Source organism: Rheinheimera hassiensis, assembly GCF_022436675.1.
In the GTDB taxonomy this organism is placed as follows: Bacteria; Pseudomonadota; Gammaproteobacteria; order Enterobacterales; family Alteromonadaceae; genus Alishewanella; species Alishewanella hassiensis.
The window spans coordinates 1-15512 of the sequence record NZ_JAKUJZ010000017.1 but is presented as its reverse complement, the minus strand read 5'-3'; the positions used below and the strand labels follow the sequence as shown (position 1 = coordinate 15512).

Below are 15512 nucleotides of genomic sequence, written 5' to 3'. Positions count from 1 at the left end.
TCAACGTGACCAATGGTGCCTACGTTTACGTGCGGTTTATTACGTTCAAATTTAGCCTTAGCCATGAATAGACCCTTCTTTATTTAATTGCGGCCTGCTTTTGCAGGCCAAACTAAGTTATTAATATGCTTTACGTGCAGCGATAATTGCTTCTGTAACGTTGTTAGGAGCTTCCGCATATTTCAATGGTTCCATTGAGTATGAAGCGCGACCCTGACTTAACGAACGCATGTTGGTTGCATAACCAAACATTTCAGAAAGCGGAACGTGCACATCAACGATTTTGATACCACCAGGTGCATCTTCCATGCCGTTGATAATACCGCGACGACGGTTTAAGTCACCAACAATATCACCCATGAAGTCTTCCGGTGTTACCACCTCAACTTTCATAATTGGCTCAAGGATAACCGGCTTGGCTTGCAGTGCACCCTTTTTGAAGCCCATTGAAGCAGCGATTTTAAACGCCATTTCGTTTGAGTCAACATCGTGGTACGAACCGTCAAACACAGTAACTTTAACGTCAATTACCGGGTAGCCAGCAAGAACGCCGTTTTTCATTTGTTCCTGAATACCTTTATCAATAGCTGGGATGTACTCTTTTGGAATCACGCCACCCACTACCGCATTCACGAACGTATAACCGGCACCTTCTTCCTGCGGCTCAATTTTCAGCCAACAGTGACCAAACTGACCACGACCACCAGACTGACGCACGAACTTACCTTCAACTTCAGTGGTACCACGCAGTGTTTCACGGTAAGAAACCTGTGGTTTACCCACATTAGCCTCTACTTTGAACTCACGGCGCATACGGTCAACAATGATGTCCAGGTGCAATTCACCCATGCCAGAAATAATAGTCTGGCCGGTTTCTTCGTCAGTATGTACACGGAAAGAAGGGTCTTCAGCCGCCAGTTTACCCAGCGCAATACCCATTTTTTCCTGGTCAGCTTTGGTTTTCGGTTCCACCGCAACAGATATTACCGGCTCTGGGAATTCCATCCGCTCCAGAGTGATAATATGGTCAGGTGAACACAAGGTATCACCTGTTGTTACGTCTTTGAAACCGATACCGGCAGCGATGTCGCCGGCACGTACTTCTTTAATTTCCTGACGGTTGTTGGCGTGCATTTGCACGACACGACCAATACGCTCTTTCTTCATTTTCACCGGGTTGTATACCGTATCACCTGTGTTGATAACACCGGAATACACACGGAAAAATGTCAGCGTACCCACGAAGGGATCAGTAGCAATTTTAAACGCCAGTGCTGCGAAAGGTTCGTCGTCACTGGAGTGACGCTCGCCTTCAGACTCGTCTTCATTGATACCGGTAATCGCCTTAACTTCGGTCGGAGAAGGTAAGTACTCAATTACCGCATCCAGCACTGCCTGAACACCTTTGTTTTTGAAAGCAGAACCACATAATACCAAAACCGCATCATTGCGCAGTGTTAACACACGCAATGCCGCTTTGATTTCGTCTTCAGTGAACTCGTCGCCCTCTAAATAGCGCTCCATCATATCTTCGCTGGCTTCTGCCGCTGCTTCGATAAGATTTTGCCGCCAATGCTGACATTCTTCTAGCATGTCAGCAGGGATCTCCTCATAAGTGAACGTCATCCCCTGGTCTTCCATATTCCAGTTGATGGCTTTCATCTTAATCAGATCGACTACGCCTGCGAAATCGTCTTCAGCGCCGATAGGCAGCTGAATTGGCACTATGGTACTGTTCAGACGCGTTTGCGCCTGCTTAACAACGCGTAGGAAGTTGGCTCCGGTGCGGTCCATTTTATTAACGAAGATCAGCCGCGGTACTTCATACTTATTGGCTTGACGCCAAACCGTTTCCGTTTGCGGCTGAACCCCTGATGACCCACACAACACAACCACAGCACCATCTAATACCCTAAGCGAGCGTTCAACTTCAATAGTGAAGTCAACGTGCCCCGGTGTATCGATGATATTAACGCGATGCTGCTCAAACTGAGCATTCATACCCGCCCAGAATGTCGTAGTTGCAGCGGACGTGATAGTAATACCACGCTCCTGCTCCTGCTCCATCCAGTCCATGGTCGCTGCGCCGTCGTGTACTTCACCAATCTTATGTGACAGACCGGTGTAAAACAGTACACGCTCAGTAGTGGTGGTTTTACCCGCATCTACGTGAGCACAGATACCAATGTTGCGGTAGCGTTCTATTGGGGTTGTACGTGCCACAATAATATCCTCTTGTTAAGACGGGCTTACCAACGGAAATGGGCGAACGCTTTGTTAGCTTCGGCCATACGGTGCACGTCTTCACGTTTTTTCACTGCAGAACCTTTGTTGTCAACGGCATCCAGCATTTCACCAGCTAAACGCTGAGCCATTGATTTTTCACCACGTTTACGGGCAGCTTCAACCAACCAACGCATTGCCAGAGCATTACGACGTACAGGACGAACTTCACATGGTACCTGGTAGGTAGAACCACCTACGCGGCGTGATTTAACTTCGACCGTTGGACGAATGTTGTCCAGAGCTACTTCAAAAATGTCTAAATGTTCTTTCTTAGACTTGGTAGCTGCTAACTCTAATGCGCCGTATACAATTGATTCGGCTGTAGATTTTTTACCGTCGACCATAACGACGTTTACAAACTTGGCAAGTAATTCACTTCCGAATTTAGGATCTGGAAGAATTTTACGTTGACCTATGACGCGTCTTCTTGGCATTCGTAACTCCGATTGCTTCAGGTGATTCCAAAACTTTTAATACATTAAAGAAAAAAAGTTGTTTAGTTTGGCCTTACTAACGGAGTACCGTTATTTCTTAGGCCGTTTTGCACCGTACTTAGAACGGGCTTGTTTACGATCTTTAACGCCAGCACAGTCTAATGTGCCGCGTACGGTGTGGTAACGCACACCTGGCAGGTCTTTTACCCGGCCACCGCGAATAAGCACAACACTGTGCTCTTGCAGGTTATGGCCTTCACCACCAATGTAAGAAGAAACTTCGAATCCGTTAGTTAAACGAACACGGCATACTTTACGTAATGCTGAGTTTGGCTTCTTAGGTGTAGTGGTGTATACACGGGTACAAACACCACGCTTCTGCGGGCAAGCTTCAAGCGCCGGAACGGTGCTCTTGGCTACCTTCTGGCTGCGCGGCTTACGCACTAGCTGGTTGATTGTTGCCATTAAATACTCCTGGTTAATATATACCCAATAAACGTGAAAATTCCGCCCCCCAAAATCAGGGTCGCGGAATTCTAATGGTCAAGCTTTGACCTGTCAAGGAACAAAGCCAATTGCTGCTAATTTAGCCAGCAATCAGCGCTGTTTCCCTGCTTTTAGTCGTCGTTACCTGACAAATCCATGTTCAAAGCGTCAGACAAGGCTTGCTCTGCCGTTTCTGCACTCATTGCCGGTTCAACAACTTCGTTATTGCCGCCGCGTTGACGCAGACGGGCACGGTTTTGGTGATACGCAAAACCAGTACCTGCCGGAATCAAACGGCCAACAATTACGTTTTCTTTCAGACCACGCAGTTCGTCAATCTTACCGCCTACAGCAGCTTCAGTCAGAACGCGTGTGGTCTCCTGGAACGACGCCGCCGAAATGAACGAGTCAGTCGACAGTGACGCCTTAGTAATACCCAGTAATGAACGCTCGTATTGCGCAGGCATTTTACCGGCCGCTTCCAATTCGCGGTTAGCGATATTGACGCGGGCCACTTCAGCCATTTCGCCTTCCAAGAACTCACTGTCGCCCGGGCTGGTAATTAAGCACTTACGCAGCATCTGACGGATAATGGTCTCGATGTGCTTATCGTTGATCTTAACGCCCTGCAGACGGTAAACGTCCTGTACTTCGTTCACAATGTAGCTCGCCACATGGTGGACACCACGTAAACGCAGGATATCGTGTGCTGACTCCGGGCCTTCAGAAATAACTTCGCCTTTTTCAATGCGCTCACCTTCGAACACATTAACCTGACGCCATTTCTGGATCATCTCTTCATGTACATCACCCTGGTCCGGCGTGATTAACAGACGACGCTTGCCTTTAGTCTCTTTACCGAAGCTGATAACACCGGAGATTTCCGCCAGAATGGCCGGATCTTTTGGCTTACGCGCTTCGAACAAGTCAGCAACGCGCGGCAGACCACCGGTGATGTCACGGGTCTTCGAGCTTTCCTGCGGAATACGTGCCAATACTTCACCGGCTTTTACCGTAGCACCATCAGTAACTTCGATAGTGGTAAAGCTTGGTAAACGGATTTCCTGCAGCGCACCGTCATCCATGGTCAGGATCAGTTTTGGCTCTTTGGCGTTAGCCTTGGCCAAATCTTTCACCACGGTACGGGTTAAGCCGGTCAGCTCATCCTGTTGTACTTCAGTGTTAGTGTCATCCACATCGCTGTGGTTAACCTTGGCGCCACGCTCAACGATAATAGGGTGTGAATGCGGATCCCAGTTCGCCACAATTTGGCCAGCTGTGATCTTGGCATTATCGTCTGTCGTCAGGATCGAACCGTACGGCAGCTTATAACGCTCTTTCTCACGACCTAATTCGTCAAACACTGTCACTTCAGCAGAACGTGAGGTGATAACAATCTTGTTATCAGCATTACGCACAAACTTGGCATTTTGCAGCTTTAAGGTACCGGCCGTTTTAACCTGTACACTATTCTCTGCTGATGCCCGTGATGCCGCACCACCGATGTGGAAGGTACGCATGGTTAACTGTGTACCTGGTTCACCGATTGATTGTGCCGCAATAACACCTACCGCTTCACCGGCGTTTATCAGGTGACCGCGTGCTAAATCACGGCCATAACATTTGGCACAAACGCCAAAGTCAGTTTTACAGGTAATTACCGAGCGTACGTGTACTTCGTCAATTGAGTTTTGCTCTAAGGCATCACACAATTGCTCATCCAGCATGGTGCCATCGGCTACCAGTACGGCACCTGTTGTTGGTGATACAACATCACCAATAACCACCCGGCCCAGTACGCGCTCGCGCAGACCTTCGACCACGTCACCACCTTCAATCAGCGGCTTCATGATAATACCCTGATCAGAACCACAGTCCCGCTCAGTAACGACTAAGTCTTGCGCAACGTCTACCAGACGGCGGGTCAGGTAACCGGAGTTAGCTGTTTTCAGAGCGGTATCGGCCAAGCCTTTACGCGCACCGTGAGTAGAGATGAAGTACTGTAATACACTTAAGCCTTCACGGAAGTTAGCCGTAATTGGCGTTTCAATGATAGAACCATCCGGTTTTGCCATCAGACCACGCATTGCTGCCAGCTGACGGATCTGCGCCGGTGAACCCCGAGCGCCGGAGTCGGCCATCATATATACCGAGTTGAATGACTGCTGCTGTACGGTATTGCCATCACGGTCAACCACGTCTTCTTTTGACAGGTTGTCCATCATCGCCTTAGACAACACTTCATTAGCAGTAGACCAGATATCGATAACTTTGTTGTACTTTTCACCGGCAGTAACCAGACCTTGTTGGAACTGGTCCTGGATCTCGGCTACTTCTGCTTCTGCAGCGTCGATAATGTCGGTCTTAGAATCCGGGATCACCATATCGTTAATACCTACCGATACACCTGACAACATGGCGTAATGGAAACCGGTATACATGATTTGGTCTGCCAGAATAACGGTCTTTTTCAGACCGATACGACGGTAGGCACCGTTTAATAAACGTGAAATTTGCTTCTTGCCCATCGCCAGATTGATTGAATCAAAAGCTAAGCCTTCCGGCAGGATAGAATACAGAATAGCGCGGCCAACGGTAGTGTCACGTACTGCGGTTGTTTCAGTACGGCTGCCATCTTCAGCAAACTCTACTTCAGTGATACGCACTTTTACTTTTGCATGCAGGCTGGCACAGTCAGCACGGAAGGCTTTTTCAGCTTCTTTCGCACTTTTAAACATCATGCCTTCGCCTTTGGCGTTAATAGCCTCACGCGTCATGTAATACAAACCTAACACAACGTCCTGTGAAGGAACGATGATAGGCTCACCGTTAGCAGGTGACAGTACGTTGTTAGTTGACATCATCAACGCACGGGCTTCCAGCTGGGCTTCGATAGTCAACGGCACGTGAACGGCCATTTGGTCACCGTCGAAGTCGGCGTTGTAAGCCGCACACACCAATGGGTGTAACTGAATGGCTTTACCTTCAATCAGAACCGGTTCAAACGCCTGAATACCTAAACGGTGCAGTGTTGGTGCACGGTTTAACAGTACCGGATGTTCGCGGATAACTTCATCCAGCACGTCCCATACTGCGCCTTCTTCGCGCTCAACCATCTTCTTGGCAGCTTTGATGGTAGTGGCTAAACCACGTGCTTCAAGCTTGCCATAGATAAACGGCTTGAACAGTTCAAGTGCCATTTTCTTCGGCAGACCGCACTGATGCAGACGTAACGTAGGGCCTACGGTAATAACAGAACGGCCTGAGTAGTCAACGCGCTTACCTAGCAAGTTCTGACGGAAACGACCTTGCTTACCTTTGATCATATCGGCCAAAGATTTCAGCGGGCGCTTGTTAGAACCGGTAATAGCCCGGCCGCGACGGCCGTTGTCTAATAACGCATCTACCGCTTCCTGTAACATACGCTTTTCGTTGCGTACGATAATGTCAGGTGCAGATAAATCTAACAGGCGTTTCAGACGGTTGTTACGGTTGATCACACGACGGTATAAATCGTTCAGATCTGAGGTAGCAAAACGGCCACCGTCCAGTGGTACCAACGGACGTAAATCCGGTGGCAGTACCGGCAGTACTGTCATGATCATCCACTCTGGCTTGTTGCCAGACGTGTGGAATGCTTCCATCAGTTTCAAACGCTTGCTGATTTTCTTACGCTTGGTTTCTGAGTTGATAGTTGGCAGCTCTTCACGCATTTGCTTGATTTCTGTTGCCAGCTCAATGCCTTTTAAGATGTCCAGAATTGCTTCGGCACCCATCTTGGCTTCAAACTCATCGCCATGCTCTTCCAGCACGTCAAGGTATTCTTCTTCGGTCAGCATCTGACGGCGCTCTAACGACGTCATACCAGGCTCAGTTACCACATAGCTTTCGAAATACAGCACGCGCTCGATATCACGCAGAGTCATATCCAGCAACAAACCAATACGGCTTGGCAGTGATTTTAAGAACCAAATGTGTGCCGTTGGGCTGGCCAGTTCAATGTGGCCCATGCGCTCGCGACGCACCTTGGTTAAAGTAACTTCAACACCACACTTTTCACAAATAACACCGCGGTGCTTTAAGCGTTTGTACTTACCGCACAAACACTCGTAATCTTTTACCGGGCCAAAAATACGGGCGCAGAATAAACCGTCACGCTCGGGTTTAAAGGTACGATAGTTGATCGTTTCTGGCTTTTTCACTTCACCAAAGGACCATGAACGGATCATGTCCGGCGAAGATAAACCGATACGGATAACATCAAACTCTTCGGTCTTAGTTTGTTGTTTCAGAAACTTTAATAAGTCTTTCACCTTTGCTCTCCTGTAAGAGGTAAACCGGAATGGGGCAGCGAACTGCCCCCCAACTTAACGTCGGTTTATTCCTCTTCCAATTCGATGTTAATACCGAGCGAACGGATCTCTTTCATCAATACGTTGAAAGATTCTGGCATGCCAGGTTCCATTCTGTGGTCACCGTCAACGATGTTTTTATACATCTTGGTACGGCCGTTAACGTCGTCCGACTTAACGGTAAGCATTTCCTGCAGCGTGTATGCTGCGCCGTATGCTTCCAGTGCCCACACTTCCATCTCACCGAAACGCTGACCACCGAACTGAGCTTTACCACCCAACGGCTGTTGCGTTACCAGGCTGTAAGAACCGGTAGAACGGGCGTGCATCTTATCGTCAACCAAGTGGTTCAGTTTCAGCATGTACATGTAACCTACGGTAACCTTACGTTCGAAGGTATTACCGGTACGGCCATCGTACAATGTGATCTGACCGCTTGACGGCAAGTCACCCAGCTCAAGCAATTGCTTGATTTCGCTTTCTTTGGCGCCATCGAATACCGGTGTGGCAACAGGTAAGCCTTTACGCAGGTTTTGCGCTAAACGACGAATTTCATCATCAGTAAAGCTGGCAATATCTACATTCTGGCGTGATTCACCCAGTGCATACACCTTGGTCAGGAAGTCACGGATTTCTGCCGTTTCTTTCTGCTCTTTGATCATCGCGTCAATCTTATCACCGATACCACGGGCAGCTAAGCCCAGGTGCGTTTCCAAAATCTGACCAATGTTCATCCGTGACGGTACACCCAGCGGGTTCAGCACGATATCAACCGGCTTGCCGTGTTCGTCGTATGGCATATCTTCTACCGGAACGATAGTAGAGATAACACCCTTGTTACCGTGACGGCCGGCCATTTTATCACCCGGCTGGATGCGGCGTTTTACTGCCAGATACACTTTAACAATCTTCAGCACGCCCGGCGCCAAATCATCACCCTGGATAATTTTGCGGCGCTTGGCTTCGAACTTCTTGTCGTACTCAACACGAATTTCTTCGTACTGTGTGGCCAATTGCTCCAGATCGTTTTGCTTATCTTCGTCGCTCAGGCTTTGATTAAACAGCGCATCGCCTTTCATCGTATCCAGCTTGGCGCGGTCAACACCGCTTTGTTCCAGCAGGTTACGGGCACGGTCAAAGATACCGGCCTCCAGGATACGGAATTCTTCATTCAGGTCTTTCTTAGCCTGTTTGACTTCCATTTCCTCGATTTCACGCGCACGCTTGTCTTTTTCTACACCATCACGGGTAAATACCTGTACGTCAATAACAGTACCTGTTACTGAGTTTGGTACCCGCAGCGAGGTATCTTTTACATCTGACGCTTTCTCACCGAAGATAGCACGCAACAGTTTTTCTTCCGGCGTTAGCTGGCTTTCGCCTTTAGGCGTAACCTTACCAACCAGAATGTCGCCGCCTTTCACTTCAGCACCGATATACACGATACCGGCTTCGTCCAGCTTGGAAAGCGCAGACTCACCTACGTTCGGGATATCACCGGTGATTTCTTCAGGCCCAAGCTTGGTATCGCGGGCGATACAGCTTAATTCCTGAATGTGAATAGTGGTTAAACGGTCTTCCTGTACCAGGCGCTCGGATAACAAAATCGAGTCTTCGAAGTTGTAACCGTTCCACGGCATAAATGCTACGCGCAGGTTTTGACCTAATGCCAGCTCACCTAAATCGGTAGACGGGCCATCTGCCAATACGTCGCCACGTTCAATCGGCTCACCATGGTTTACACAAGGACGCTGGTTAATACAGGTGTTCTGGTTAGAACGGGTGTATTTAGTCAGGTTGTAGATGTCGATACCGGCTTCACCGGCTACCATTTCATCTTCATTTACCTTGATTACGATACGGCTGGCATCAACGTAGTCAATCACGCCACCACGTTTCGCTACCACAGTAACACCCGAGTCTTTCGCTACCACGCGCTCAATACCGGTACCTACCAGCGGCTTATCAGCACGCAGCGTTGGTACGGCCTGACGTTGCATGTTTGAGCCCATCAGTGCACGGTTAGCATCATCGTGTTCCAGGAACGGGATTAACGCCGCAGCAACCGATACGATCTGCTGTGGTGCAACATCCATGTACTGAACTTTATCGGCCGGCATCAGGGTAAATTCGTTCTTGTAACGACAAGGCACTAATTCTTCTGACAGACGGTTTTCCGCATTCAGTTCAGCGTTCGCCTGAGCGATAACGAAGTTGCCTTCCTCTATGGCTGACAGGAAATCGACTTCGTCGGTTACTACACCGTCTTCCAAACGACGGTACGGCGTTTCAAGGAAGCCATACTCGTTAGTTTGAGCAAACATAGACAGTGAGTTAATCAAACCGATGTTCGGACCTTCAGGCGTTTCGATTGGACATACGCGACCATAATGTGTTGGGTGTACGTCACGGACTTCGAAACCGGCACGCTCGCGCGTTAAACCGCCCGGGCCTAAAGCAGAAATACGACGCTTGTGCGTCACTTCTGACAGCGGGTTGTTCTGATCCATAAACTGTGACAGCTGGCTTGAGCCAAAGAACTCTTTAACAGCAGCTGAAATTGGCTTGGCGTTGATTAGATCCTGCGGCATTACCGCATCTAAATCGCCCAGCGACAGACGCTCCTTCACAGCACGTTCTACACGTACTAAGCCAACACGGAACTGGTTTTCAGCCATTTCGCCAACTGAACGGATACGGCGGTTACCTAAGTGGTCGATATCGTCCACTTCGCCTTTACCGTTCCGGATGTCGATTAATACTTTCATTACCGCCAGAATGTCTTCTTTGCTCAGTACGCCGGCACCGACGCCCTCTTCAAAGTTAACCCGACGGTTAAATTTCATCCGGCCAACCGTTGATAAATCATAACGGTCTTCCGAGAAGAACAGGTTTTCAAATAAGGTTTCAGCCGCATCACGCGTTGGTGGCTCACCAGGGCGCATCATGCGATAAATTTCTACCAGTGCTTCCATACGGTTGCTGCTTGGGTCGATACGGATGGTTTCAGAAACATAAGAGCCCTGATCCAAATCGTTGATATACAGAGTTTCAAAACTCTCGTAACCGGCTTTAGCCAGTTTTGCTAACAGCTCCAGTGTGAGCTCTGCGTTCGCCTCGGCAATAATCTCTCCGGTTGAACGGTCAGCGTAATTTTTTGCCAGCACACGGCCTACCACATACTCGTGTGGTACTTCCATCATGGTCATGCCGGTTTTTTCCAGCTGACGCACGTGGCGTGCAGTAATACGACGGCCTTGTTCTACTATGACTTCGCCATCGTTGTCTTTGATATCAAAACCGGCTGTTTCACCGCGTAAGCGGTTGGCCACTACAGCCATCATCAACTTGCCGTCTTTAATTTCAAACTGAGTGCTTTCAAAGAAAGTGCTCAGAATATCTTCGGTGCTGAATTCCAGCGCGCGCAACAGAATCGTAGCCGGTAACTTACGGCGACGGTCTATCCGCACAAACAGGTTATCTTTGGCATCGAATTCGAAATCTAACCAGGAACCACGGTAAGGAATAACGCGGGCGTTATAAAGTACCTTGCCTGATGAGTGCGTTTTACCACGGTCGTGATCGAAGAACACACCCGGGCTACGGTGTAACTGAGATACAATAACGCGCTCAGTACCGTTAATAACAAAGGTACCGTTTTCAGTCATCAACGGGATTTCGCCCATGTAGACTTCTTGTTCACGGATATCTTTGATCGTACCTGGTGCTTCTTTATCGAATAACACCATGCGCAGTTTTACACGTAATGGCGCTGAGTAAGTAACACCGCGGATTTGACATTCTTTTACGTCAAATACAGGTTCCCCGATGCGGTAGCTAACGTACTGCAATTCCGCACTGCCTGAATAGCTTTTAATAGGGAATACAGAGCGGAATGCGGCTTCTAAACCGTAACCGCCTTCCGGATCAGGCTCGATAAATTTGCTGAACGACTCGATTTGAATCGACAACAGGTATGGCACATCCAATACTTCCGGACGTTTGCCGAAGTCCTTACGGATACGTTTCTTCTCAGAATAAGAGTAAGTCATGGGGTTCCTCAGCTTGCTGATTTTTTTCCCAACAACCCATTACAGGTTGCTTTGATACCAGCCATAGTATCAACAGGGGTGGGGAAATCATTGTCCCACAGCGCAAAAAGGCCGGTGATTAATTCATCACCAGCCCGGCCTGAATTTCAGGCGAATAATCCGGTATAAGCCGGATTATTTAACTTCAACAGATGCACCAGCTTCTTCAAGTTCTTTCTTCAGAGCTTCTGCTTCTGCTTTTGAAACGCCTTCTTTGATTGCAGCCGGAGCTGATTCAACCAAGTCTTTCGCTTCTTTCAGACCTAAACCGGTTGCGCCACGTACTGCTTTGATAACAGCAACTTTGTTCGCACCAATACCAGCCAGAATTACGTTGAATTCAGTTTGCTCTTCAGCAGCAGCAGCAGGACCTGCAGCAACAGCTACAGCAGCAGCTGCAGACACACCGAATTTTTCTTCCATTGCAGTTACTAACTCAACTACATCCATTACAGACATTGCTGCGATAGCATCTAAGATTTGATCTTTAGTCACTGACATTGCTCAGATTCCTAAATTAGGGGCCGTGGCCCGAATTAAACTCTGTATCAAACCAAGCGTAAAATTACGCGGCTTGCTCTTGTTTTTGGTCGCGAACCGCGGCAATTGTACGTACAAGTTTGCCGGCTGCTGCCTCTTTCATGGTGCTCATTAAACGTGCAATAGCTTCGTCGTAAGTTGGTAACGATGCTAACACCTCAATGTTTACCGTGGCGCCATTAAACGCTGCACCTTTCAGCTCGAAGTCTTTGTTCTCTTTTGCGAAATCTTTGAAGATACGCGCTGCAGCACCTGGGTGCTCTTTAGAGAACGCAATTAACGTCGGGCCTACGAATACATCGTTCAGACACTCAAACTCGGTGCCTTCTACTGCACGGCGAACCAGCGTATTACGGACAACTTTCATCCATACACCGGCTTCACGCGCTTGCTTACGCAGCGCAGTGATTTTGCCTACAGTGACACCACGAGCGTCTGCGACTACCGCAGATAAAGCACCTTTGGCAGCTTCCTGGACTTCAGCAACAAGTGCTTTTTTGTCTTCAAGCTTAATAGCCATTGGCTTTTAACTCCTGGTTCATCCGGGCATTATTGCCCGTTTGCCTACACATCGCTTTATGTCGCCATAAAGCGCGCGATTTACGGTGAGACCAGAAAGAATCAATTCTTCTGGGGCCTGCACCGTCTGCGTAGGTTGTGCATTTTAAGTCACTCATTTCAAAAGAAAATCCTGACACCTACGGTCTTGGACGGAAGCCGTTATTTTCGAAAAAATACGGCTCCTACCCTAAAAATGAGCGCGCGATTATAAAATAATCACGCTGCTCTGTAAAGCACTACGCCTTAAACCACTGCGCTCAATGACGCCTGGCTCAGAGTTAAACCTGCGCCATGGGTAGAAGAAATAGTCACTTTCTTGATGAAGATACCTTTTGCCACTGAAGGCTTGGCGCGCTTTAACGCCACCAATAAGGATTCTAAGTTTTCTTTTAACTTATCAGCATCGAAATCGATTTTGCCGATAGTAGAATGGATAATACCATTCTTGTCGTTGCGGTACCGTACCTGACCCGCTTTAGCGTTCTTAACCGCTTCTGCTACGTTAGGGGTAACAGTGCCGGTTTTCGGGTTAGGCATTAAACCACGTGGACCTAAGATCTGACCTAACATACCCACAACGCGCATAGCGTCTGGTGATGCGATAACCACGTCAAAATCCATTACGCCTTTCTTAACCTGTTCAGCTAAGTCTTCCATGCCGACAATGTCAGCACCAGCAGCTTTAGCGGCTTCAGCGTTAGCGCCCTGAGTAAACACAGCAACGCGAACAGTGCGGCCAGTACCGTGAGGCAGTACAGTAGCACCACGCACGTTCTGATCAGATTTACGGGCATCAATGCCCAGATTTACAGCAACATCAACGCTTTCCAGGAACTTGCCAGCTGTTAATTCTTTTAACAGAGCAACTGCTTCGTTGATATCATATTCGCGGGTTGCATCCACTTTAGAGCGGATTAACTTAGCGCGTTTAGTTAATTTAGCCATCTGTTAGCCCTCCACCACTAAACCCATAGAACGGGCAGTACCTTCAATAGTACGCACCGCAGCAGCATGATCTGCAGCAGTTAAATCTGGCTGCTTGACCTTAACAATCTCATCAACCTGAGCTGCTGTGATTTTGCCAACTTTCTGGGTATTAGGACGACCTGAACCACCTTTTAAACCAGCTGCTTTCAATAACAGGAAAGATGCCGGAGGAGTGCGGGTTTCGAACGTGAAAGAACGATCGCTATATACAGTAATTACTACCGGGATTGGCATACCTTTCTCAAGGCTTTCTGTACGGGCGTTGAAGCCTTTACAGAACTCCATGATATTTACACCATGTTGACCCAGCGCCGGACCTACCGGTGGCGACGGGTTAGCCATACCGGCTTTAACCTGCAGTTTAATAAGTGCAGTGACTTTCTTTGCCATGTTTCACCTCTGTTCTGGGTCGTAGCCTTGTAAATGCGAGGACACTTACTCAAACGGCTTCCCAATGTTAAAAAGGGCGCAGATTATATTTTAATCAGCGCCCGGTTACAATGTTTATCTTTACGCTTTTTCGACCTGGGCGAATTCCAGATCTACCGGAGTAGAACGGCCGAAGATCAATACAGATACTTTTACGCGGCTTTTTTCGTAATCTACTTCTTCTACCACGCCATTGAAATCGGCAAATGGGCCTTCGGTAACGCGCACCACTTCGCCGGTTTCAAACAGTGTTTTCGGCTTCGGCTTGTCAATATTATCCTGTAAACGATTCAGGATAGTCATGGCTTCTTTTTCAGAAATCGGCGCAGGGCGATCTGAGGTACCACCGATAAAACCTAATACGCGCGGCACGCTTTTAACTAAGTGCCACGCTTCTTCGCACATTTCCATCTGCACCAGCACATAGCCAGGGAAGAACTTGCGCTCAGACTTACGCTTCTGCCCGGCACGCATTTCAATCACTTCTTCGGTAGGTACAAGCACTTCACCAAACTTATCTTCCATCTGATGAATTTTGATATGTTCACGCAGAGAGGTAGCAACCCGTTGCTCGAAGCCTGAGAATGCCTGCACTACATACCAACGCATTTTTCCAGCCATGGCTTAGATCCCCAATCCTGTTAAAAATGATACAACGCGTAATAAAATTGCATCCAGCCCCCACAGCAGCAGGCCCATTATCACTGTAGCAACCAATACAACTAACGTTGTTTGCATGGTTTCCTGCCGTGTTGGCCAGACCACTTTACGTACTTCTGTACGTGCTTCTTTAGCGAAGTTAATAAAGGTTTTACCTTTTTGCGTCTGCCCGGCAACTACACCAGCAATAATTACCAGCACTACGATAGCAATTGCCCGCTCTAATGCAGATAACTCATATATGTAGTTACCCACTACTGCCAGTGACAAAATAACAAAGACCAGCAACCACTTAATTACATCAAATCCGCTTTTTGGGGTTTCACTTGCTGCGTTCATGCTTTGACTCACTTCACCTTGACTTGCTTATAGCAACACACTACCGGCAGAGCTTATGCTGTGCCGAAAAATATTGGCAGGGGCAGAGGGATTCGAACCCCCAACCATCGGTTTTGGAGACCGCTGTTCTACCAATTGGAACTATGCCCCTACAAGGTTGTAAACCAGACCTATCGCCGGGTTTTCAAATAGCCGCTCATTATACTGTCTTAACGTGCTAAAACAAGCTTAGTGTCTCTTATTGCGTTATTTTTAAATGTATAAAGCAATAAAAAAGCCCCTTACGGGGCTTTTTCACATCTTAGCTATTACGCCAGGATTTTTGATACTACACCCGCACCTACTGT

General features: G+C 48.1%; 11 protein-coding genes and 1 tRNA gene. All 12 read right to left on the bottom strand.

What is annotated here, in order from left to right; translation table 11 throughout:
• Positions 1 to 120: 120 nt before the first annotated feature.
• Positions 121 to 2223 (bottom strand): elongation factor G, encoded by a 2103-nt coding sequence (gene fusA, locus MJX74_RS21405; RefSeq protein ID WP_240225058.1) that lies wholly within the window; start codon positions 2221 to 2223, stop codon positions 121 to 123.
• Positions 2224 to 2249: 26 nt separating this feature from the next.
• On the bottom strand, positions 2250 to 2720 hold the full coding sequence (gene rpsG, locus MJX74_RS21400) for a 30S ribosomal protein S7 (RefSeq protein ID WP_027672433.1): 471 nt from the start codon (positions 2718 to 2720) through the stop codon (positions 2250 to 2252).
• 90 nt (positions 2721 to 2810) lie between these two features.
• Positions 2811 to 3185 carry a 30S ribosomal protein S12 gene (gene rpsL / locus MJX74_RS21395; RefSeq protein ID WP_019677787.1) on the bottom strand — a complete coding sequence of 125 codons (375 nt, stop codon included), beginning with the start codon at positions 3183 to 3185 and terminating at the stop codon, positions 2811 to 2813.
• Positions 3186 to 3337: 152 nt separating this feature from the next.
• On the bottom strand, positions 3338 to 7519 hold the full coding sequence (rpoC, locus tag MJX74_RS21390) for a DNA-directed RNA polymerase subunit beta' (protein ID WP_240225057.1): 4182 nt from the start codon (positions 7517 to 7519) through the stop codon (positions 3338 to 3340).
• Between the two features lie 65 nt (positions 7520 to 7584).
• Positions 7585 to 11610, bottom strand: coding sequence for a DNA-directed RNA polymerase subunit beta (gene rpoB / locus MJX74_RS21385; RefSeq protein ID WP_240225056.1), 4026 nt, complete (start codon positions 11608 to 11610; stop codon positions 7585 to 7587).
• A gap of 174 nt (positions 11611 to 11784) precedes the next feature.
• The gene (rplL, locus tag MJX74_RS21380; protein ID WP_173502801.1) at positions 11785 to 12150 is read right to left on the bottom strand and encodes a 50S ribosomal protein L7/L12; all 366 of its coding nucleotides are present in this window, start codon (positions 12148 to 12150) and stop codon (positions 11785 to 11787) included.
• Between the two features lie 64 nt (positions 12151 to 12214).
• Positions 12215 to 12709, bottom strand: a complete 495-nt coding sequence (rplJ, locus tag MJX74_RS21375) for a 50S ribosomal protein L10 (protein ID WP_068231322.1) — start codon at positions 12707 to 12709, stop codon at positions 12215 to 12217.
• 284 nt (positions 12710 to 12993) lie between these two features.
• Positions 12994 to 13695 (bottom strand): 50S ribosomal protein L1, encoded by a 702-nt coding sequence (gene rplA, locus MJX74_RS21370; protein WP_240225055.1) that lies wholly within the window; start codon positions 13693 to 13695, stop codon positions 12994 to 12996.
• 3 nt (positions 13696 to 13698) lie between these two features.
• Positions 13699 to 14127, bottom strand: a complete 429-nt coding sequence (rplK, locus tag MJX74_RS21365) for a 50S ribosomal protein L11 (protein WP_068231316.1) — start codon at positions 14125 to 14127, stop codon at positions 13699 to 13701.
• Positions 14128 to 14247: 120 nt separating this feature from the next.
• Positions 14248 to 14775 carry a transcription termination/antitermination protein NusG gene (gene nusG, locus MJX74_RS21360; protein WP_068231313.1) on the bottom strand — a complete coding sequence of 176 codons (528 nt, stop codon included), beginning with the start codon at positions 14773 to 14775 and terminating at the stop codon, positions 14248 to 14250.
• Positions 14776 to 14790: 15 nt separating this feature from the next.
• Entirely contained in the window at positions 14791 to 15165 is a 375-nt protein-coding gene (secE, locus tag MJX74_RS21355) for a preprotein translocase subunit SecE (protein ID WP_068231310.1), read from the bottom strand.
• Positions 15166 to 15239: 74 nt separating this feature from the next.
• Positions 15240 to 15316 (bottom strand) — tRNA-Trp (locus tag MJX74_RS21350).
• Positions 15317 to 15512: the final 196 nt, after the last annotated feature.